Origin of the sequence: Euzebya rosea, from assembly GCF_003073135.1 — a bacterium.
Taxonomy (GTDB): Bacteria; Actinomycetota; Nitriliruptoria; order Euzebyales; family Euzebyaceae; genus Euzebya; species Euzebya rosea.
In genome coordinates this window covers 303,180-323,561 of the sequence record NZ_PGDQ01000006.1, presented here as the reverse complement: position 1 = coordinate 323,561, position 20,382 = coordinate 303,180, and the positions used below count along the sequence as shown (strand labels likewise).

Genomic DNA, 20,382 nt, shown 5'->3' with positions numbered 1-20,382 from the left:
CGGTCGGCTCGACCCGGGCGGCCTCACTCGGGGCCCCAGCGCCCCAGTCCGAGCAGCCCCACCACGTCGGGGTCGGCCAGGCCCAGCGCACGGGCCCGGGCGGTCCCGGCGTCGTCGGCGTCCAGGACGACGGCGGCGACCTCCCGACACCGTTCCATCGTGTGGGCCCGTACCGCGAGGCGGACGGCCGGCATCGCGGCCGGGGACATCGACAGGCTGCTCGCGCCCAGGCCGACCAGCACCAGCGCCATCAGCGGGTCACCGGCGGACTCGCCGCACACCCCGACCGGCTTGCCGAGGTCGACCCCCGCACGGATCGTGCGGGCGACCAGGTCCAGCACGGCCGGCTGCCACAGGTCCAGCAGGTCCGACAGGTCGCCGGCCATCCGGTCGGCCGCCATCGTGTACTGCGCCAGGTCGTTGGTGCCGACGGAGACGAAGTCGAGCTCGGCCAGCAGGGCGTGGGCCCGCAGCGCGGCGGCGGGCACCTCGACCATCGCCCCGACCGTGCGGATGCCGTGGGCGCGGGCCTCGTCGGCGAAGCGGGCGGCTTCCCCCGTGGTGGCCACCATCGGCGCCATGACCCACACGTCGTCCCGATCGGCCTCGGGCATGCCGGCGACCAGCGCGCCGAGCGCGGTCAGCTGGTCGGCCTCCAGCTGCGGGTGGGTGCGGTCCAGCCGGACGCCGCGCACGCCGAGCGCCGGGTTGGGCTCGGACGGGCGGTCGAGGAACGGCAGCGGCTTGTCGGCGCCGACGTCGAGGGTCCGCACGACGACCCGCTTCCCCGCCATGGGGTCGAGGACCCCTCGGTACGCCTCGGCCTGCTCCTCCACCGTGGGGGCGGTCTGCCGGCCGGTGAACAGCAGCTCGGTCCGCAGCAGCCCGATGCCCTCGGCGGTCACGTCGACCGCCCGGCGGGTGTCGTCGACGGTGCCAACGTTGGCCAGCAACGCGACCCCGATCCCGTCGGCCGTGGCGCCGGGGGCGGTGTCCAGTGCGAGTGTCCGGGCGACCTCGTCCCGTCTGGCGGTGGTGGCGACGACCTGCTCGGGAGGGGGGTCGGTGGTGACGGTCCCAGCCGACGCGTCGACGGCGACGAGGGTGCCCGCGTCGACGGCGGTGATGCCGGCGACCTGCACGACACAGGGCAGGCCGAGCTGACCGGCGACGATCGCGGTGTGGCCGAGCGGGCCACCCTGCTCGGTGACGATCGCCACGACCCGCGAGGGGTCCAGCGCAGCGGCGTCGGCCGGGGCTAGGTCGACGGCCGCCACCACGAACTGGCCGTCGATGTCGTGCAGCGCGGGGGTGTCGGCCCCGAGCAGCCTGGCGACGACCCGATCACGGACGCTGTTGAGGTCGGTCACGCGGTCGGCGACCCGACCACCGGCGGCGCGCAGGGCGTCGGCGAACCCGGCGGCTGCGTTGGTGACGGCGGTGGCTGGTCCGTGCCCTTCGTCGAGGTGTCGTCGGACCGCGGTCAGCATGGCGGGGTCGTGGGCCATGGAGGCGGTCGCGTCGAGGATGTCGGCCAGCGCGCCGTCGGTCGCGGCGGCGCGCGCGGCGAGGCTGGAACCGACCGCCTGGAAGGCCGCCTCTATGCGTTCCAGCGCCGTGGCGGGGTCAACCGCGGAGGGTTCGTCGGCCGGTGCGCGGGGCGGCGGGGCCAGGACGACGAGGGGGGCGACGGCCACGCCACGGCCCACGCCGATCCCGGTCAGCACCCTCGGTGGGCGCTGCCCGACGGTGGTCGCCTCTGGCGCGTCAGCGGCCATCGGGGACGGTCACGTCCTCGACGGTGGCCTTCGTTGCGGCAACGAAGGCCTGCGTGTCGACCAGCGCCGAGACGCCGCTGGCACCGGACCCGACGGCGATCCGGTCGAACCCTGCGGCGACGGCGTCGATGATCACGGGGAGGGTGCGGGCCGCCCCGAGGACGGTGACGGTGCCGGGCAGAAAGCCGGTGACGTCCAGCAGCTGCTCACGGGTGGCCATGCTCGCCCGGTCGACGCCGAGGGCCTCGCGGAGCTTCTTCCATTCCATCCTCCGGCCGCCGGAGACGACGACGAAGACGTAGTCGTCCTCGTCCCGGCGGACCAGCAGGGTCTTGCAGAGGCTGCCGGGCGCGACGCCGAGCTTGGCCTCGTGCTCCTCCATCGATCGGGAGGGGCCGACGTCGCTGAGCTCGACGTCCAGGCCGAGGGCGGCAGCGCCGGCAACAGCGGGTGGGGCGTCCATGGCCACCGATCCTCGCACGAGCCGGTCGAGATTGTTGTTGGCACATATACCCCCTAGGGGTATATTCCCTCGCATCCCATATACCCACCGGGGGTATACACGTCCAGAAGGAGCAGCCATGACGACCCAGCCCACCACCACGACCGTCACGATCGACGGGATGACCTGCGGCCACTGCGCCGCGACGATCCGGGATGCCGTCAGCCCCCTGGCCGGCGTCACGAACGTCGACGTCAGCGTCCGCTCCCGTGCCATGACGGTGCGCACCGACGGGCCGGCCGACCTGGAGGCGATCACCGCCGCGGTACGCGACGCCGGATACGAGGTGACGTCGTGACCACGCTCGCCACCAGACCCGCCACCGTCGACCTCGCCATAGAGGGGATGACCTGCGCGTCGTGCGCAGGACGGATCGAACGGCGGCTGAACGACCTCGACGGCGTCGAGGCGACCGTCAACTACGCCACGGAGCAGGCCACGATCACCGCTCCGGGTGTCGACCCGGCCACGCTGGTGGAGGCCGTCGAGTCCGTCGGCTACCGCGCGACCGTCGTGCCCGCGGTGGGATCGGCCCCCGTGGGCCCTGCCGAAGCAGCACCAGCGGAGGATCCCACCGCCGCGTTGCGCCACCGCCTGGTGGTGTCGGCTGCGCTGTCCCTTCCCGTCGTCCTCCTGTCGATGGTGCCGGCGCTGCAGTTCACCAACTGGCAGTGGCTGGCCCTGACCCTCGCCGCGCCGGTGGTGGTCTGGGGTGCCGCACCGTTCCACCGGGCGGCCTGGACGAACGCCCGGCACGGCGCCGCGACCATGGACACGCTCATCTCGATCGGCACCATCGCTGCCATGGCGTGGTCGGTCTACGCGCTGTTCTTCGGTGGGGCCGGCATGCCCGGCATGACCATGTCGATGGAGCTGACCGGCAGCCGCGGCAACGGTGCCCACGAGATCTACCTCGAGGTCGCCGCTGCCGTCACGGTGTTCGTGCTGGCCGGGCGGTACGCAGAAGCGCGCGCCAAGCGATCCTCCGGCGCGGCGCTCAAGGCGTTGCTGGAGCTCGGCGCGAAGGACGCCGCGGTGCTCCGTGACGGGATCGAGGTCCGGGTCCCCATCGACCAGCTCGTCGTCGGCGACGTCTTCGTCGTGCGGCCCGGTGAGAAGGTCGCCACCGACGGCGTCGTGGTGGAGGGCACCTCCGCCATCGACACCTCCCTGCTGACCGGCGAGAGCGTGCCCGTGGAGGTGGGGCCCGACGACACGGTGACCGGCGCCACCGTCAACGCCGGCGGCCGCTTGGTCGTTCGCGCAACCCGCGTCGGGGCCGACACCCAGCTGTCCCGGATCGCCCGGCTGGTCACCGACGCCCAGACGGGCAAGGCGCCCATCCAGCGCCTGGCCGACCGGATCTCCGCGGTCTTCGTGCCGATCGTGCTGGTGCTGGCCGTGCTCACCCTCGGCGTGTGGCTCGCCCTCGGCGCGGGGGCGAACCTGGCCTTCACCGCGGCAGTTGCCGTGCTGATCATCGCCTGCCCCTGCGCGCTCGGCCTGGCCACCCCGACAGCCCTGCTGGTCGGGACCGGACGCGGCGCCCAGCTCGGGATCCTCATCAAGGGCCCCGAGGTCCTCGAGTCGACACGACGGGTCGACACCGTCGTGCTGGACAAGACCGGCACGATCACCACCGGGCGGATGTCGCTGGTGGACGTCGTCGCCACCGACGGCACCGACCCCGACGAGCTACTGCGCATCGCCGCGGCGCTGGAGGACGCCTCCGAGCACCCCATCGCCAGGGCCATCGCGGCAGCCGGTGTCGACCGGCTCGGCCCCCTGCCGGCCGTGGAGTCGTTCCAGTCCACCCAGGGGCTGGGCGTCCAGGGGGTCGTCGACGGGCACGCCGTCGTCGCCGGCCGCCAGCAGTTCCTCGAAGACTGGGCGCTGCACCCGGACGCCGAGCTGTCCGCGGCCAAGGAGGCTGCGGAGGCACGGGGCCAGACGGCCGTCCTGGTCGGCTGGGATGGTGAGGTGCACGGCCTGCTCGTCGTGGCCGACACCGTCCGGCCGACGTCTGCGGACGCGATCACCGAGCTCCGGTCGCTCGGCCTGACCCCGGTCCTGCTGACCGGTGACAACGCCGCGGCGGCCCAGCACGTGGCGCGGGCCGTCGGGATCGACGAGGTCATCGCCGAGGTGCTGCCCGAGGACAAGCTGGCCGTCGTTGCGCGCCTGCAGTCAGAGGGACGCGTCGTGGCCATGGTCGGCGACGGCGTCAACGATGCGGCCGCGCTGGCCCAGGCCGACCTGGGCCTGGCGATGGGCGCCGGGACCGACGTGGCGATCGAGGCCAGCGACCTCACGCTGGTGCGCGATGACCTGCGAACGGCGGCGACGGCGATCCGGCTGTCGCGTCGAACGCTGCGTACCATCAAGGGCAACCTCTTCTGGGCGTTCGCCTACAACGTGGCCGCGATTCCGTTGGCCGCGCTGGGGTACCTCAACCCGCTCATCGCCAGCGCGGCGATGGCCTTCTCGAGCGTCTTCGTCGTGGGGAACTCCCTGCGCCTCAAGACGTTCCACGGACGGTGAACACGATGACGACGACACGACGCCGCTGGCCCCTGACCCTTGCCCTGGTTGCGATCACGGCCATGGCCTGCGCGGCTCCGGACGCGGGGTCCGATCCCGCGTCCGACAGCGGGGCCACGGCGGCGCCCGGGCGCACGGTCGAGGTCACGATGACCGACCTGGCGTTCTCCCCCGCGAGCATCACGGTGGCCGACGGCGAGACCGTGCGCGTGCGCTTCACCAACGACGGCGAGCTGCCCCACGATGCCTTCGTGGGGGACGCCGCGGCGCAGGACGCCCACGGCGCCGAGATGGCCGAGGCGGGGGGCGGGCATGGCGGCCACGGCGGCCACGGAACGGACGGCGACGACGCCGGTGACGCGGTCACGGTGGACCCCGGCGAGACCGGCGAGCTGCTGGTGACCGGGACCGCGTCCGGCGAGCTGCTGATCGGGTGCCACCAGCCCGGCCACTACGAGGCGGGGATGGTCATGCAGGTCGCCTCCGGCTGACCGCCTGGGGCGGGCGCGGCCGTCGTGGTCGCGCCCGGTCGGGTCAAGTTGTCGGGACCCAGCGGCCAGCCACGAGCTGCAGTGACACGGCCGCCCGACCCTCCCCCACGGCATGCAGCAGCTCGGCGGCGCGCTGCGCCTCGTAGCCGTTGCGCGGCACGTCGATGGTGGTGTCGGGCCCACAGCTCGGCACCACCGTCAGCGTTCCCGCGATGCTGCGGCACAGCTCGGGCAGGGCCTCGGCGTCGGCGCAGGGGAGCTGCTCGAGCAGCCCGTCGGTCGCACGCACCGCCGCGCACCCCTCCGCCGGGTCGGTCGTCCCCTCCCCCTCGGCCCAGGTCCAGACGCCCGGGCGGATGGCTGCGTCGCCCGGGCGGATGGAATCGACTCCACCGGCGGCTGGAATCGCCGGACCGGCCGACGCTGAAGGCTGGATCCGTGGGGCCGAGCGGATGGCTTCGACTCCGCGCCGCCCAGCTGGGGCCCGTTCAGGAGGCGAATCCATCCGGGGGTGGTTAGGGTGCTCGGCATGCGGATCGTCTCGCTCAACGCGTGGGGTGGGGCCATGTACGACGCGTTGGAGTCGTGGTTGCCCACCGTCGACGCCGACGTGGTGTGCCTGCAGGAGATGACGATGACCCCCGGGGTGGAGGGGTGGACGCGGTTCGTCGACGCCGACCGGTCGCTCCCGCAGCGGGCCAACCTGTTCGACGACGTCGCGGCCCTGCTTCCCCACCATCAGGGGACGTTCCTGACCTCCGACAGCGGTCCGATCAGCGACGACCGGGGGGAGGGTCGGTACCGGCAGGACTTCGGCATCTCGACGTTCGTGCGGAAGGACGTCACGCTCGTCGGCCAGCACACCGCGTTCGTCCACGTCAGCCACACCGACCACGACGACTGGCCCACCGGTGGCCGGCCCAGGCTCGCGCAGGCCGTGCGGGTCCTCGACCGCGCTACCGGCCGTTTCGTCGTGGTCGCCCACACCCATGGGCTGCGGGATCCGGCGGGCAAGGGCGACACCCCGGCGCGGGTGGCCCAGGCCGAGCAGCTGGCGGAGCTGGTCCAGCAGGCCGCCCAGCCCGGCGACCTGCTGGTGGTCTGCGGCGACCTCAACGTCCTGCCCGACAGCGTCACGTTCGAGATCCTCGGCCGGGCCGGGCTGACCGACCTCGTCGGCACGGCCGACACCCGCACGTCGGCCTACCCAAAGCCCGTCCGCCACGCCGACTACCTGCTGGTCTCCGACCCCGCGGCGGTGGAGGCGTTCGAGATCCTGGCCGAGCCCGAGGTCAGCGACCACCGCCCCCTCGTCCTCGACATCTGAGGACCCACCACCCCGCTGACCGACCGCCTGACCCGGCCGGCTCGGCCCCGGCCCGCCCCACTTGTTCAGCTGACCCGGCCATGCACTCCGGCCGCTTGTCGCGGCCGCCCGCTACGGCCGCCGACCGGCCACCCACCCCCAGCGTGTGCGTTCCCCCACCTCCTCGGGCGTGCATCCCACACGCCCACCCACGTCGTGTGCGATCCCCACCCTCCACAGGCGCTCGTCCCACACACGCCCCGACCCCGTGGGGCATGCCCGACCGAGGGCGCGGGCCATCGCACACGCGGTGGCCTGCCGCGTCGTCCAGGCGGCCCGCTGCGTCGTCGAGACGGCCGCCATGTTCGGCATGCCCGACCAAGGGCGCGGGCCATCGCACACGCGGCGGCCTGCCGCGTCGTCGAGACGGCCACCGCGACGGGAGTCGGGCCGCCGGTCCTAGCCCGCTGGCCAGCGGAGGAGCTCGAGGGCCAGGCCGATGTCGACGGCTCGGCCGGACAGTCCGCCGGGCACCATCGCCGAGGCCTGGTCCAGGCGGTTGACCGCGGTGTTGCGGTGGACGTGGAGGGCGCGGGCGGTCGCGGCGACGTTGCAGTCCTGGGCCAGCCACGTCCGCACGGTCCGGCGCAGCTCCTCCGGCGCCTCCGCCAGCGACCCCAGCACCCGGGCGACGAAGTCCCCCGCCCGGTCACCGTCGACGCCGGCCAGCGCGGCCGCCTGCACCTGCTCGAACGCCACGAGCTGGTCGTCCGGACCCATCAGCTCGCGGGTGGCCACGGCGTCCAGGTGGCTCTGGCGGAAGCCCTCGACCCCCTCACGGGTCACCCCGACCGCGGCCCGAACCGTGGCCGGCAGGTCCCACGCCCCCTCCAGCCGATCGGCCGCCACCGGGAACCAGGCCCAGATCGACCGCACCGTCGACTCCACCACCAGCGGCCCCACGACACCGGCCGCACGGGCCACCGACGTGACCACCCGTTCGAGCCCCGCCGTCGGTTCGGTCGACCAGACGATGGCCGCCGTGTGCGGGCCCGCCAGGTCGTAGCGCAGCCGCCGCTCGGCGTCGGTAGCGCTGATCGGCGCGCCCTCCAGCAGCAGGCGGACCGCCGCCAGCCGCTGGGGGCCGGCACCGCTGACGAGGTCACGCCGCTCCTGCTCGACCTGACGCTGGATGCCCTTCACGGTGTCGTCGACGAATGCGAAGATCGACCGGCTGCCCACGTCCAGCAGCTCGTGCAGGACGCCGAGGTCGTCGGTCAGCGCGAAGGCCATCTGCATGAAGTAGCGCCACGCGACGGCCTGGCCCTCTTGGTAGGTCTGCAGGCCGGCCTCGTCCAGCCCACGACGAACCACGTCCCGCGCGATGTCGAGGGTGACCGGGCCGACGTTGGCGGGCACCCGCTCACCCGGCCGGTCGAGGTTGGCGCGGGCCCAGTGCAGCAGGTTGGAGCGGTTGGACTCACGGACCAGCTCCATCAACGACGGGTCGGCGGTCAGCTCCGGACCGGCGGCGGACTCCACGGCGCCGTCGACCAGCTCGACCAGCGCGTCGGGGGCGGCCAGCATCACCTGGCACGCCTGCCGCAGCAGCCCCGCCGCCTCGGCCGACAGCTCGGGCCACGGCTCGTTCTCGTACACCCGACCACACCTCCACGACGGAAATACGTCCACCCCAACCGATCAGAACTGTGCAGATCGTACATGGCTGGCGGTGGGCGATTCCCCGAGAGTGGAGGCAACGATGCGCCGATCATCACCCGGAGGTCCCATGTCACCCGCCCCAGCCGACCACGTCGACGTCCTGATCGTGGGTGCCGGCATCTCCGGCATCGGCACCGCCTGGTACCTGCAGGACCGCCACCCCGAGCGGACCTACGCCATCCTCGAGATGCGCGACGCGTCGGGCGGCACGTGGGACCTGTTCCGCTACCCGGGCATCCGGTCGGACTCCGACCTGCACACCTTCGGCTACGCCTTCAAGCCATGGACCAGCGAGGACGCCATCGCCGACGCCGATGCGATCCTGGCCTACCTCCGCGAGACCGCCGCCGACGCCGGCATCGACCAGCACATCCGCTACGGCCGCAAGGTCCTGGCCGCCGAGTGGGACTCCACCGACGCCCGCTGGACGGTCACCGTCGAGGACACCGCCACCGGCGAGACGACGACGATGACCGCCGGGTGGCTGTTCAGCGCCGCCGGCTACTACCGCTACGACAGGGGGTACCGACCGGACTTCCCCGGCGAGGAGGACTTCGCAGGCACCATCGTCCACCCCCAGGAGTGGCCGGAGGACCTCGACTACGCGGGCAAGCGGGTCGTCGTGATCGGCAGCGGTGCGACGGCGGTGACGCTGGTGCCCTCGATGGCCGACGACGCCGAGCACGTGACGATGCTGCAGCGCTCGCCGTCCTACGTGATGCCGGTCCCCAAGCAGGACCCGATCGCCAACGTCATGACGCGGGTGCTGCCCGACCGGCTGGCCTACGACCTGACCCGGCGACGCAACATCGCCCAGCAGCGGCTGGTCTACCGGTTCTGCCGGGCCCAGCCCGGCATGGCCCGCTGGGTCATCCGTCGGATCAACGCCGCGCTGCTGCCCGACGACTTCGACGTCGACACCCACTTCAACCCCGAGTACGACCCCTGGGACCAGCGGCTGTGCGCCGTCCCCGACGGCGACCTGTTCAAGGCCATCCGCAAGGGGACGGCGTCGGTCGTCACCGACCACATCGACACGTTCACCACCGACGGCATCCGCCTGAAGTCGGGGGAGGAGCTGCCGGCCGACATCATCGTCACCGCCACCGGCCTGCAGCTGGAGGTCTTCGGCGGCATCGAGCTGACCGTCGACGGGACGCCGATCGACGTCTCACAGCAGGTGGCGTTCCGCGGGATGATGCTGTCGGGCGTCCCGAACATGGCGTTCGCGATCGGCTACACGAACTCGTCGTGGACGCTGAAGGTCGACCTGGTGTGCGACCACCTGATGCGGATCCTGTCCCACATGGACCGCCGCGGAGACACCATCGCCTGCCCCGAGCTGCCCGAGGGCCAGGACATGGCGCTGACCCCGCTGCTGGACTTCCAGGCCGGGTACGTCAAGCGGTCGATGCACCTGCTGCCACGCGCAGGCGAGGGCAAGGAGTGGCAGGTCGCCTCGGACTACAAGGTCGACGTCGAGGTCCTGCGCGACGGCCCGGTGACCAGCGAGGGGCTGCGGTTCTCGCGTGCCGAGGCCGAGCCCGCGGCGGTGCTGGAGGGCGCGGCGACCGGCTGACCCGGGTAAGCCGGTGGGTCCGACGACGGGCGGTCGGACGCGGATGTCACACCCGGGGTGTTTGATCATGCGAGGCGAACCACGCCGCACGCCATGCCCACGCACAACCCCGGGGAGGGACCGTTGACCCGCACCACCTACTTCACCGCCACCACGCTGGACGGCTACCTGGCCGACGACCACGACAGCCTCGACTGGCTGTTCGTGCAGGACATCGACGAGGAGGGCCCCGGGAACGTCGCGGACTTCATGGCGACCGTCGGCTCCCTCGTCATGGGCGCGACCACCTACGAGTGGGTGATGACCCACATGGCGGAGGGGGAGGACGACTGGCCCTACGAGCAGCCGACGTGGGTGCTGACCCACCGGGACTTCGACGTCCCCGACGGCGCCGACATCCGGTTCGCGGCGGCCGACGACGACGCGGCCGTGCGCGCCGTCCACGCCCAGATGGTCGAGGCCGCAGGGGACAAGGACGTCTGGGTGGTCGGGGGTGGTGGCCTGGCCGCGGACTTCGCCCGTCTCGGGCTGCTCGACGAGATCTCGCTGGCGATCGCGCCGGTCACCCTCGGCTCGGGCCGCCCCCTTCTCCCCCAGCCCTTCGACCTCGAGCTGATCGAGCTCGACCGGAACCGGGCGTTCGTCGTCGCCCGGTACCGCGTCGTCGGTCCGCGTCGAGGCCCCGGTGACTAGCTGTCGTTGACCTCGGCGGCCACGCGGTCGCCGATGGTCTTGTCGATCGCCCGCCAGTAGTCGAACGCGCGCTCGAGCACCTTGTCCGAGACGCCGTCGCTGAGGTGGCCGGCGATGTTGGCGACCAGCCGGTCACGGGCTGCGTCGTCCATGACCTGGTTGATCAGGGCGTTGGCCTGCACGACGTCGTCGTCGTCCTCGCGGGGGGTGTAGGCGGCGTGCACGAACTCGCCGCTCGCCGACCACACCTCCGTGTGCGGGTACCGCTCACCGTCGGCGGCCGGGCCACCGTAGGAGTTGGGCGCGTACACGGGATCGGCGACCTTCTGCACCCGCATCGCGCCGTCCTTGCTGTAGCTGTGGACGGGCACCACCGGCTGGTTGACGGGGATCTGCTTGTAGTTGACGCCGAGGCGGTGACGGTGCGCATCGGCGTAGGAGAACAACCGCGCGAGCAACATCTTGTCCGGTGACGGACCGATGCCGGGGACCAGGTTGTTCGGTTCGAACGCCGCCTGCTCGATCTCGGTGTGGAAGTCGGTGGGGTTGCGCGTCAGGGTCAGCGTGCCGACCTCGTGCAGCGGGTAGTCGCCGTGGGGCCACACCTTGGTCAGGTCGAAGGGGTTGAACCGGTAAGTGGCCCCCTCCTCGAACGGCATGACCTGCACCTTCATCGTCCACGACGGGTGCTCGCCACCGTCGATGGCGTCGAACAGGTCCCGACGGTGCACGTCGGCGTCCTGACCGGCCAGCGTGTCCGCCTCCTCCTGGGTCAGGAACTCGATGCCCTGGTCGGTGTGGAAGTGGTACTTGACCCAGAACCGCTCGCCGGCCTCGTTGACCCACATGTAGGTGTGGCTGGAGTAGCCGTTCATGTGCCGGTAGGACCTGGGGATGCCCCGGTCACCCATCAGCCACGTGACCTGGTGGGACGACTCCGGCGAGAGGGTCCAGAAGTCCCACTGCATGTCGTGGTCGCGAAGTCCCGAGTCGGCCCGCCGCTTCTGGGAGCGGATGAAGTGCTGGAACTTCATCGGGTCGCGGACGAAGAACACGGGGGTGTTGTTGCCCACCATGTCGTAGTTGCCCTGCTCGGTGTAGAACTTCAGCGCGAAGCCACGGGGGTCACGCCACGTGTCGGGGCTGCCCCGCTCGCCGGCCACGGTGGAGAACCGGGCCGCGACATCGGTCGCACGACCGGGCTGGAACACATCGGCCTTGGTCCAGGCCGACACGTCGCCGGTCACCTCGAAGTGGCCGAAGGCCCCCGAGCCCTTGGCGTGCGGCTGCCGTTCCGGGATGCGTTCCCGGTTGAACTGCGCCATCTGCTCGATCAGGTAGTGGTCCTGCAGCAGGATGGGACCGTCGGACCCGACGGTCAGGGAGTACTCGTCGCTGGCCACGGGGATGCCGGCGTCGGTGGTCGTGGGCGGGCGCTGGTCGGTCACGGGGTCCCCTGTCATCGGCGGGTCTGGGTGCCACGAGCCTTCACCGATCGTCTCGGAACGAACCCTCTCGATGTGGTCACCGAGGATGCCCGGACCGACCGCGCCGGGCGGCGATCAGCCGGCGGTCATGCCCCCGTCGATGATGTAGACCGACCCGGTGATCCAGGCGGCTTCGTCGCTGGCGAGGAACAGCGCCAGGTTGGCGATGTCGTCGACCGTTCCGAGGCGACCGATCGGGTACTTGGCGGTGGCGTTGGCCAACCCCTCCTCCACCGACGTGTAGTCGCCGCCGGAGCCACCCTTCTGCTCGTAGGTGGCGGTGACCAGCGGCGTCGGTGCGGTGCCGGGTGCGATGGCGTTGAAGCGGATGCCGTACTGCCCCATCTCGACGGCCGACTGCTTGGTCATGCCGATGACGCCGGCCTTGGCGGCGGCGTAGGGGAAGATGCCCTTCACGCCGATGATCCCGCCGATGCTGGCCTGGTTGATGATCGACCCGCCACCGTTGTCCACCATCTGCTTGGCGATGGCGCGCTGGGAGTACCAGACGCCGGTCAGCATGACGGCGATGACCTTGTCCCACATCTCCGGGGTGCAGTCGACGACGTTGCCGGTCCCGGCGATGCCGGCGTTGGCGTACAGCACGTCGACGGGGCCGTAGGCCTCGGCTGCGGCGGCCGCCATCGCGTCGCACGCCTCCAGCGACGTGACGTCGGTCGGGATGGCCATGGCCGTACCGCCGGCGTCGAGGATCTTCTGGGTCTCGGCCTCGATGCCGTCGGCGTTGAGGTCGACGAGGACGACCTTCGCGCCCTCCTCGGCGAACCGTCGAGCGGATGCGGCGCCGATGCCCGATCCGGCGCCGGTCACCACGGCCACCTTGCCTGCGAGTCGTTGTGTCATCTGTCTGCCCTCCGGGGTGATGGATGTCGTCGAGCAGCGCCACGTCGACGCCACTTACCAAACATTCGGTTGAACCTACCACCGTCTCGGGTCTAGGTTCATCAATACCCCGCAAAGGGGGTCACGCAGCCGCGCCTTCACGAGGAGCCGAACCATGACGAGCGTCGCCACCCCACCCGCGATGGAGGACTTCGAACGCTTCGCCGCCGACGATCCGACCGTCGACCGCCACGACCTGTTCCGCCGTTGCCGCCACGACGCGCCGCTGTTCTTCAGCCAGCGGCTGGACGCCTGGGTGCTCTCGCGCTACGACGACGTCAAGGGCGTACTGGCCGACGAGGAGCGCTACGCCACCCTGCGGGAGGGACCGGGCGCGCCGGTGTACGGGCCGTCGATCCTCCAGTGGCAGGGCCGCGAGCACCAGAAGAAGGGCGGCATCGTCGCCCGCCGGCTGCGCAGCCCCAAGGCCGTGGAGTCCTTCGACGCCTTCGTCGCCGACACCGCCCGCCGGGTGGCCGAGGAGGTCGCCACCGCCGACGGCCCGGTCGACCTCAAGAGCGAGTACGCGATGTGGATCCCGCTGCTGGCCATCGGTGAGCTGCTCGGCATCGAGGACGCCCACCGCTTCCGCGAGTGGTACGACGACATCGCCGCCGGCGGGGTCTCCTCCATCGGCCATCCCGAGAAGCGCGCGCGGGCGTTCGAGGCGGTCGCCGACCTCAAGACCTTCCTCGACCCGATCATCGCCGAGCGGCGCGAGTCGCCCGGCGAGGACCTGCTGTCGGACCTGTGCACCGCCACCTACGACGGCGAACCGCTGCCGGTCGAGCAGATCCTGGCCTTCACCGCGTTCCTGCTGACCGCCGGCGTGGAGACGACCGAGCGCGCGCTGTCCAGCCTGTTCGTGCACCTGTTCAGCGACCCGGCGCGGTGGCAGGCCCTCCGTGACGACCCGTCGCTGATCGGGTCGGTCATCGCCGAGACCCTGCGCGTGTTCCCGCCGGTGCACGGCTTGACACGACGGGCCACCCAGAACGTGGAGGTGCACGGCACCCACATCGCCGAGGGGTCCCGGCTGGTGGTCCTGCTGGCATCGGCCAACCGCGACGAGTCGGTGTTCGACGAGCCCGACACGTTCGCCTTCGACCGCTTCACCGACGCGCCCGAGCGGCAGTTCACCAACGCCGGGACGATCCTGCCGTTCGGCGCGGGACGCCACCACTGCACCGGGTCCCAGCTGGCCCGCACCGAGCTGCTGCACGGCGTGGGCGCCCTGGTCGAGCGGGTGGCCGGCGCGACGTTCGTCGACGACACGCCCCCGCAGCCCGAGGGGTTCCTGCTGGTCTCCCCCTCGCGCGTCGACGTGACCCTGCAGCGCGCATGACCTCCGACACCCTGTCCACGACCCCCCTTGGAGACGCCATGACCACCGACATCGAGACACGCATCCGCAGGCTGGAGGACCGGCAGGCGCTGTCGGACCTCGTCGCCACCTACGGCCGGGTCGTGGACGACCGTGACCTCGACGCGCTGCGGGCGCTGTGGACCGACGACGCGGTCTTCGAGTCGACCGTCGGCCCGGTGTCCGGCCGGGACGAGGTCGTCGACCACTACGTCGAGCGGATGCGGATGTTCGAGGCGAGCTTCCACATCCCCCACAGCCAGACGGTGGAGTTCGCCTCCGACGACGAGGCCCACGGGATCGTCACCGCCCACGCCGAGCTCGGCATGCCCGACGGGGCGTTCTGGGTGGCGCTCCGCTATCACGACCGGTACCGCCGAACCGCCGACGGGTGGCGGTTCGTCGAACGCCGGGTCCGCCAGCTGTACGCCATGCCGCTTGCCCAGCTGGCCGACGGGTTGTCGGAAGGCCTTCGCAAGCGCTGGCCGAACACCCCGAGGGCGGAGGCCGAGCTGCCCGAGTCGCTGGACACCTGGGCCTCGTGGACCGCAGGATCCTCGTCCTGAGCACTCCCGACCCGATCTCCCACGAGCACGGCCCCGTGCCCGACCTGCAGACCGTCGTCCACAGCTCTCCGCGTGGGCGGGTGGTGGCGTGCGACTCGGCCTATCACGTGGCGGCGGCCAACCGTGACCGCGACGTGGTGTGCAACGCCTCCTACGCGGGAGTCCTGCCGGCCCGGTTCATCGCCTCGCACCGTCCCCGCGGGGCGATCGGCATGGACTGCGGCATCGGTCCGGACGGCGCCGGCATCGCGGGGCTCTGGTACCTCGAGGCGCTGGACATCCCCGCCGCGGCCGTCGACGTGATGACCGTCGAGCTCGGCAACGGCGTGGACCTGTTCGAGCGAGCCGTCATCTCGCGGCTGAACGAACCGGCGCGTCGCTGCGGCGTGCAGGAGGGCATGCCGGCGAAGGAGGCGGCGGTGCTGATGCTCGAGCGTGATCCGGGCGCGGCCGGCGAGCCGTCGGCGATCACCAACCGGACGGTCGTGCACACGGCGGCCGACGGCCGGCAGGTGGTGTGCACCGACTCGATCGCCTTCGGGGAGGAGGAGGACCGGGGCCGCAACGTCCTGTGCACCGCCGGCCACACCGGCCGGAGCGCCGTGCCCTACCTGCTGGACGTCGCCCCCCACGGGTTCATCTGCTCCGACGGTGGCTGGGGCCGCGACGGCTCGGGCATCGCCGGCCTGGCGATCGTCGAGGCCGAGGGCCTGGCCGGCGCCACCGTCGACGCCCGCACCGCCCGCATGGGCGATGGCCTGTCGACGTGGGCCGACGGCACGATCAGCGCCGCCAACACCGTGGCCGTGGCCCGCGGGGTCACCGTGGGCATGTCGGCCCGCGAGGCGGCCGTTCGGCTGCTGGAGGGGTGATCGCGCCGCCGCGCCGCCGCGAGCCGGCGGTCGCTGCGGCGGCGGTCAGGCGGGCTGGCGGGTGCGGTCGGCGGTGTCGGCGGTGACGCCGTCGGCGCGGAGTTCCCTCTTGCGGATCTTGCCCGACGGGGTCATGGGCAGGGCGTCGACGACGCGGACGTATCGGGGGATGGCGAAGTCGGGCACGCGGTCGGCTGCCCAGGCCCACACCGTGTCGGCGTCGATGGTCGCGCCGGGGCTCGGCACGACGACGGCCATGACCTCGTCCTCGCCAGCGTCGTGGTCGGCGGGGACGGCGATGACGGCGCACTCGGCGATGTCGGGGTGGGCCAGCAGGGGTGACTCGACCTCGTAGGAGGAGATGTTCTCGCCCCGCCGCCGCAGGGCGTCCTTGAGCCGGTCGACGAAGTAGAACCAACCGTCGTCGTCGCGCCGCAGCCCATCGCCGGTGTGGAACCACAGGTTGCGGAAGGCCTCGACGGTCTTCTCCGGCATCCCGTAGTAGCCGAGCGTCGTGATCCACGGCACCTTCGGCCGGACGACCAGCTCGCCGACCTCGCCGACGGGGACCTCCTCGTCGGTCTCGGGGTCGACCAGGCGCACGTCGAACCAGTCGGCGTTGAGCCGGCCGGCCGCCCCTGCGGGACGGTCGACGCCGTAGGGGGTCATGATCGGCATCGAGGTCTCGGTCAGCCCGAACACCTCCACGAACGCCTCGACGCCGAACCGGTCGCGGAACGCGTCGACATAGCTGGCGGTCGGGGCGGCGAAGACACAGCGCAGATCGTTGTCGGCGTCGTCGTCCCGGGCCGGTTGCTTCCAGACGAAGTCCATCATCACGCCGACGAAGTTGGTGACCGTCGCGCGGGCGTCGCGGATCCGGTCGGTCCAGCGGGTCGCGGAGAAGCGGGTGTGCAGCACGAACCGTGCACCGGCGATCAGCGCCGGGTACGCCGCGAGGAACTGGGCGTTGCCGTGGAACAGCGGCCCCATCACCAGGTAGGTGTCCTCGTCGGTCAGCCGGGTCAGGCTGACGCACTCGTCGGCGAAGAAGTACATGTGGGCGTTGGCCATCACGACCCCCTTGGAGGGGCCGGTCGTGCCTGAGGTGAAGAGGATGCCCACCGGGTCCTTCGGATCGGGGTCCGGCAGCTCGTCGCGTGTCTCGTCGGCGGCCAGGTCGGCCCAGGGGGCGGCGTCCCAGCCGGCGTCGCGGAGCCGGGCGCAGGCAGCCGTCGTCGGCTCGTCCTCACCGAGCACGGCGAACCGGCGGATGCTGCTGGTGGCCTCGGGGATGGCGAGGAAGCGGTCGGCGAACCCGGCGTCGATGACGGCGACGGTCGGCCCGGCGACGCGGACCTGGTGGGCCAGGAAGTCGCCCAGGTAGGAAGTGTTGATCGGCACCTCGACCATGCCGGCCATGGCGGCGCCGAACCACGACAGGACGTAGGCGGAGGAGTTGGGGGCCATGATCAGCACCCGGTCGCCGGGGTCGGCGATGTCCAGCAGCCCGGTGGCGATCAGGCCGGCGCGGTGGTGGACCTCGGCGTAGGTCAGCGCCACGCCCTCCTCCGGGCAGTCCAGGTAGGTCCGGTCGCCGTGGCTGGCTGCCCGGGTCGCGAGGACGCGTGGCAGCGTCCACTGCTCGGGGTCGGCGAAGGTCGGGACCATCTCGTCGTAGGTTGCGGCGGTGCGGCTCATCGATCGATCAGTCCCTCGTCGCGCGGCCGGGCCACTGCGGCGGACGCTTCTGCATGAACGCGCTGGCGCCCTCGACCATGTCGTCGGAGCCGATGGCCTGCACGAGCATGCCGAGCCCCTGCAGCATGTTGTCGCGCGAGGCGTTCCACCACAGGTTGGAGCTGATCTTGGCGATCTCCAGGTAGCGCGGGCTGTTGGCCAGCAGGTCGTCGGCCCAGCGGGTCACCGCCTCGTCGAGCTCGTCGTGGGGGACGACCTCGTTGACCCAGCCCCACTCGGCGGCGGTGGCGGCGTCGTAGCGGCGACAGAGGAAGCTGACCTCCTTGGCGCGCTTCTCGCCGATCTGGGCGGCCAGCAGGTTGGTGCCGCCGAGCACCGGGGCGCTGCCGATCTTCGGGCCGGTCTGCCCGAAGGTGGCGCGGTCCGAGGCGATCGCCAGGTCACAGGCGACGACCAGCTCGTTGCCGCCACCGGCCGCGGCGCCGTTGACGGCGGCGATGACCGGGCGGGGCGAGTTGCGGATCTCGTCGGTGAACCGCAGCGAGTTGTAGAACATGCCGCGCAGCTCGGCGGGGTCGGGGTCCTGCAGGTTGGCGAGGAATCCGCCGGCGCAGAACGCCCGGTCGGTGCCGGTGATGACGATCACGCCGGCGTCCGCGGCGTCACGGATGGCCGTGATCAGCTCGTCGGCCATCGCCTGGTCGTAGGCGTTCATCCGGTCCGGCCGGTTCAACCGGATCCAGGCGACCTCGCCCCGCCGCTCGCTGACCACGTCCGTCATGCCCTGACCGCCTCTTCCTCGTTCGACTCCGGCTTGCCGTCTAGCATACGATTAGTGATCATAAATAGCGCGTCCCCTGGGCGCCAACCGGACGCGCCGAGCGGCGCCGACCACAACCGCCCCGAGCGGGCCCGAGGAGCAACGTGATGGAGTTCGAGCTGCCCGAGCGGTACGCCGCGATCCGTGAGGAGGCGCGGGGTGTCGCTGCCGGCATCGCCGATGTGGCCGTGGAGGCCGACGGGCTGAGCGACCGGATCCACCCTGCCGTCCTGTCGGCGCTGCAGGACAGCAGCTTGACCGAGCTGATGGTCCCCAAGGTGCACGGCGGCCGGTTCGACGACGTCGACCCGCTGGCGGTGTGCGTGGCGCGGGAGGGGCTGATGGGCACGTCCTCCCACCTCGACTCGTTGTTCGCGCTGCAGGGCATCGGCAGCTACGCGATCACGCGTGGCGGGTCGGCCGAGCAGCAGGAGCGCTGGCTCCCCCGCGTCGCCCGGGCCGAGGTCCTGGCGGCGCTGGCGCTGACCGAGCCGGTCGCGGGGTCCGACCTCAAGTCGCTGACCACGACCGTGACCGAGACCGCCGACGGGCTGGTGGTCGACGGCGAGAAGGCGTTCATCTCCAACGCGGGCCATGCGGCCTTCTACACGGTGCTGGCCAAGGAGGGGGACGGCTTCTCCGTCGTGCTGGTACCCGCCGACGCCGAGGGGATCACCTTCGGGCCGACTCCGCCGATCATCGCCCCGCACGTGCTGGGCTCGGTCACCTTCGACAACGTGGTCGTGGATCCGGCGAACCGGCTGGGCGAGCCCGGCCGCGGGTTCGACCTGGTGCTGTCGACCCTGGCGGTGTTCCGTGTGTCGGTGGCCGGGGCGTCGATCGGGCTGGCCGAGGCGGCGCTGCGCGAGGCCACTCGCCACGCCAACGAACGGGTGCAGTTCGGCCGTCCGCTGGCCCGGCTGGGTGCCGTGGCGGCGCTGCTGGCCGACTCGTGGACCGACCTGGAGCAGGCGCGGCTGCTGACCTACCGCTCGGCGGCACGTGCCAGGCAGGACCCGTTGTCGGCGCTGCCCCACTCCTCGATGGCCAAGCTGGCCGCGTCGGAGGCAGTCGGGCGGATCGTCGACCGGTGCGTGCAGGTGATGGGCAGGTGGGGGCTGGTGGCGGACTCCGTCGTCGAGCGGGCCTACCGGACGGCACGGCCGATGCGGGTCTACGAGGGTGCGTCGGAGGTGCTGCGGCTGGGGATCGCCAAGGCCCTGGGCGAGGAGTACCTGGACGGGGTGGAGGGCTGATGGACCTGCAGCTGGACGGACACGTCGCCATCGTCACCGGGGCCAGCCGCGGGCTGGGCCGGGCGGCGGTGCTGGCGCTGGTCCACGAGGGGGTGCGGGTCGTGGCGGCCGCGCGTTCGTCTGATGCGCTGGCCGAGCTGGTCGAGGCGTCACCGGGACGCGTGCATGCGGTGACCTGTGACATGGAGGAGGCCGACGCGGTCGCCGGGCTGGTCGACGAGGCGCTGGAGTCCTTCGGGCGGCTGGACGTCGTGGTCAACAACGCCGGCATCGCCCCGGCGGGGCCGTTCGAGGACCAGGACCCAGGGGAGTGGTCGCGGGTGTTCGCGGTGAACGTGACCGCACCGGCGGTGCTGTCCCGGGCTGCCGGCCGCGTGATGCTGGCGCAGGGGCACGGCCGGATCATCAACGTGGCGTCGACGTCGGGGCTGAAGGGCAAGCCGTACCTGGTGTCGTACTCCGCGACGAAGGGCGCGATGCTGCGGATGACCGAGGCGCTGGCGGCGGAGTGGGCGGGTCGGGGCGTCCAGGTCGTCGCGATCGCCCCGGGCGCGTTCGACACCGACGCCCAGTCGGCGGTGACGGAGGACCCAGAGATGCTGCGCCGCCGGTTGCGCAAGATCCCGGCGGGGCGGATGGGTCGGACCGAGGAGTTCGGCCCGATGGTCTGCTACCTCGCCTCTCCCCTGGCGTCCTTCGTGACGGGGGCCACGTTCGTCATCGACGGCGGCGAGGCCCACAAGCTCTGATCGGGCCCTGGTCCGGGGCGCGTGGGGTGGGTGTGGTCGCACCTCGTGGCGAC

General features: G+C 72.0%; 19 protein-coding genes. 11 read left to right on the top strand and 8 right to left on the bottom strand.

The features are described 5' to 3' along the window. Positions 1-23 precede the first annotated feature (23 nt). Both CUC05_RS10535 and CUC05_RS10530 read right to left on the bottom strand, forming a co-directional pair. Complete coding sequence (locus tag CUC05_RS10535; RefSeq protein ID WP_108666047.1) at positions 24-1,778, bottom strand: putative PEP-binding protein; 1,755 nt, start codon at positions 1,776-1,778, stop codon at positions 24-26. After that, positions 1,768-2,241, bottom strand: coding sequence for an aminoacyl-tRNA deacylase (locus tag CUC05_RS10530; RefSeq protein ID WP_157965441.1), 474 nt, complete (start codon positions 2,239-2,241; stop codon positions 1,768-1,770). Before CUC05_RS10530 ends, CUC05_RS10535 begins: the two co-directional genes overlap by 11 nt. A gap of 118 nt (positions 2,242-2,359) precedes the next feature. Here CUC05_RS10530 and CUC05_RS10525 point away from each other — a divergent pair, with 118 nt between their 5' ends. The 3 genes from CUC05_RS10525 to CUC05_RS10515 are packed head-to-tail and all read left to right on the top strand — an operon-like array spanning position 2,360 to position 5,312. Further along, a complete protein-coding gene (locus CUC05_RS10525) occupies positions 2,360-2,578 on the top strand; it encodes a heavy-metal-associated domain-containing protein (RefSeq protein WP_108666045.1) in 219 nt (72 codons plus the stop codon). Next, on the top strand, positions 2,575-4,821 hold the full coding sequence (locus CUC05_RS10520; RefSeq protein ID WP_205712253.1) for a heavy metal translocating P-type ATPase: 2,247 nt from the start codon (positions 2,575-2,577) through the stop codon (positions 4,819-4,821). Before CUC05_RS10525 ends, CUC05_RS10520 begins: the two co-directional genes overlap by 4 nt. A gap of 5 nt (positions 4,822-4,826) precedes the next feature. Continuing rightward, positions 4,827-5,312, top strand: coding sequence for a cupredoxin domain-containing protein (locus CUC05_RS10515; protein WP_157965440.1), 486 nt, complete (start codon positions 4,827-4,829; stop codon positions 5,310-5,312). 43 nt (positions 5,313-5,355) lie between these two features. Here CUC05_RS10515 and CUC05_RS10510 read toward each other — a convergent pair whose 3' ends face one another. Further along, the gene (locus CUC05_RS10510; RefSeq protein WP_108666043.1) at positions 5,356-5,601 is read right to left on the bottom strand and encodes a hypothetical protein; all 246 of its coding nucleotides are present in this window, start codon (positions 5,599-5,601) and stop codon (positions 5,356-5,358) included. 240 nt (positions 5,602-5,841) lie between these two features. Between CUC05_RS10510 and CUC05_RS10505 the strand changes: the two genes are divergently transcribed. After that, positions 5,842-6,639: an endonuclease/exonuclease/phosphatase family protein gene (locus CUC05_RS10505; RefSeq protein WP_108666164.1), complete on the top strand. Its 798-nt coding sequence runs from the start codon at positions 5,842-5,844 to the stop codon at positions 6,637-6,639. Between the two features lie 438 nt (positions 6,640-7,077). Here the strand turns inward: CUC05_RS10505 and CUC05_RS10500 are convergent, their stop codons facing one another. Next, positions 7,078-8,277: a PucR family transcriptional regulator gene (locus CUC05_RS10500; protein WP_108666042.1), complete on the bottom strand. Its 1,200-nt coding sequence runs from the start codon at positions 8,275-8,277 to the stop codon at positions 7,078-7,080. Positions 8,278-8,407: 130 nt separating this feature from the next. On the opposite strand from CUC05_RS10500, the gene CUC05_RS10495 reads away from it, so the two are divergent. After that, positions 8,408-9,919 (top strand): flavin-containing monooxygenase, encoded by a 1,512-nt coding sequence (locus tag CUC05_RS10495; RefSeq protein WP_108666041.1) that lies wholly within the window; start codon positions 8,408-8,410, stop codon positions 9,917-9,919. A 123-nt stretch (positions 9,920-10,042) separates the two neighbouring features. Continuing rightward, positions 10,043-10,612 (top strand): dihydrofolate reductase family protein, encoded by a 570-nt coding sequence (locus CUC05_RS10490; RefSeq protein ID WP_108666163.1) that lies wholly within the window; start codon positions 10,043-10,045, stop codon positions 10,610-10,612. On the opposite strand, the gene CUC05_RS10485 is transcribed toward CUC05_RS10490, so the two are convergent. Together CUC05_RS10485 and CUC05_RS10480 are read right to left on the bottom strand one after the other, a co-directional pair. Further along, positions 10,609-12,060: a catalase gene (locus CUC05_RS10485; RefSeq protein WP_240606239.1), complete on the bottom strand. Its 1,452-nt coding sequence runs from the start codon at positions 12,058-12,060 to the stop codon at positions 10,609-10,611. The genes CUC05_RS10490 and CUC05_RS10485 overlap by 4 nt on opposite strands. 114 nt (positions 12,061-12,174) lie before the next feature. Beyond that, positions 12,175-12,963: an SDR family NAD(P)-dependent oxidoreductase gene (locus CUC05_RS10480; protein ID WP_108666039.1), complete on the bottom strand. Its 789-nt coding sequence runs from the start codon at positions 12,961-12,963 to the stop codon at positions 12,175-12,177. Between the two features lie 154 nt (positions 12,964-13,117). On the opposite strand from CUC05_RS10480, the gene CUC05_RS10475 reads away from it, so the two are divergent. The 3 genes from CUC05_RS10475 to CUC05_RS10465 are packed head-to-tail and all read left to right on the top strand — an operon-like array spanning position 13,118 to position 15,803. Beyond that, positions 13,118-14,347: a cytochrome P450 gene (locus CUC05_RS10475; RefSeq protein ID WP_108666038.1), complete on the top strand. Its 1,230-nt coding sequence runs from the start codon at positions 13,118-13,120 to the stop codon at positions 14,345-14,347. Continuing rightward, a complete protein-coding gene (locus CUC05_RS10470) occupies positions 14,344-14,931 on the top strand; it encodes a nuclear transport factor 2 family protein (RefSeq protein ID WP_108666037.1) in 588 nt (195 codons plus the stop codon). The genes CUC05_RS10475 and CUC05_RS10470 overlap by 4 nt, the downstream gene beginning before the upstream one ends. Further along, positions 14,907-15,803, top strand: coding sequence for a hypothetical protein (locus CUC05_RS10465; protein WP_205712252.1), 897 nt, complete (start codon positions 14,907-14,909; stop codon positions 15,801-15,803). Before CUC05_RS10470 ends, CUC05_RS10465 begins: the two co-directional genes overlap by 25 nt. Positions 15,804-15,848: 45 nt before the next feature. Here the strand turns inward: CUC05_RS10465 and CUC05_RS10460 are convergent, their stop codons facing one another. Both CUC05_RS10460 and CUC05_RS10455 read right to left on the bottom strand, forming a co-directional pair. After that, positions 15,849-17,504: an AMP-binding protein gene (locus CUC05_RS10460; RefSeq protein WP_108666036.1), complete on the bottom strand. Its 1,656-nt coding sequence runs from the start codon at positions 17,502-17,504 to the stop codon at positions 15,849-15,851. Between the two features lie 7 nt (positions 17,505-17,511). Beyond that, positions 17,512-18,285 carry an enoyl-CoA hydratase/isomerase family protein gene (locus CUC05_RS10455; protein WP_108666035.1) on the bottom strand — a complete coding sequence of 258 codons (774 nt, stop codon included), beginning with the start codon at positions 18,283-18,285 and terminating at the stop codon, positions 17,512-17,514. Between the two features lie 146 nt (positions 18,286-18,431). Here CUC05_RS10455 and CUC05_RS10450 point away from each other — a divergent pair, with 146 nt between their 5' ends. Together CUC05_RS10450 and CUC05_RS10445 are read left to right on the top strand one after the other, a co-directional pair. After that, entirely contained in the window at positions 18,432-19,580 is a 1,149-nt protein-coding gene (locus CUC05_RS10450; protein ID WP_108666034.1) for an acyl-CoA dehydrogenase family protein, read from the top strand. Continuing rightward, entirely contained in the window at positions 19,580-20,329 is a 750-nt protein-coding gene (locus tag CUC05_RS10445; RefSeq protein WP_108666033.1) for an SDR family NAD(P)-dependent oxidoreductase, read from the top strand. The genes CUC05_RS10450 and CUC05_RS10445 overlap by 1 nt, the downstream gene beginning before the upstream one ends. The last annotated feature ends 53 nt before the right edge of the window (positions 20,330-20,382 follow it).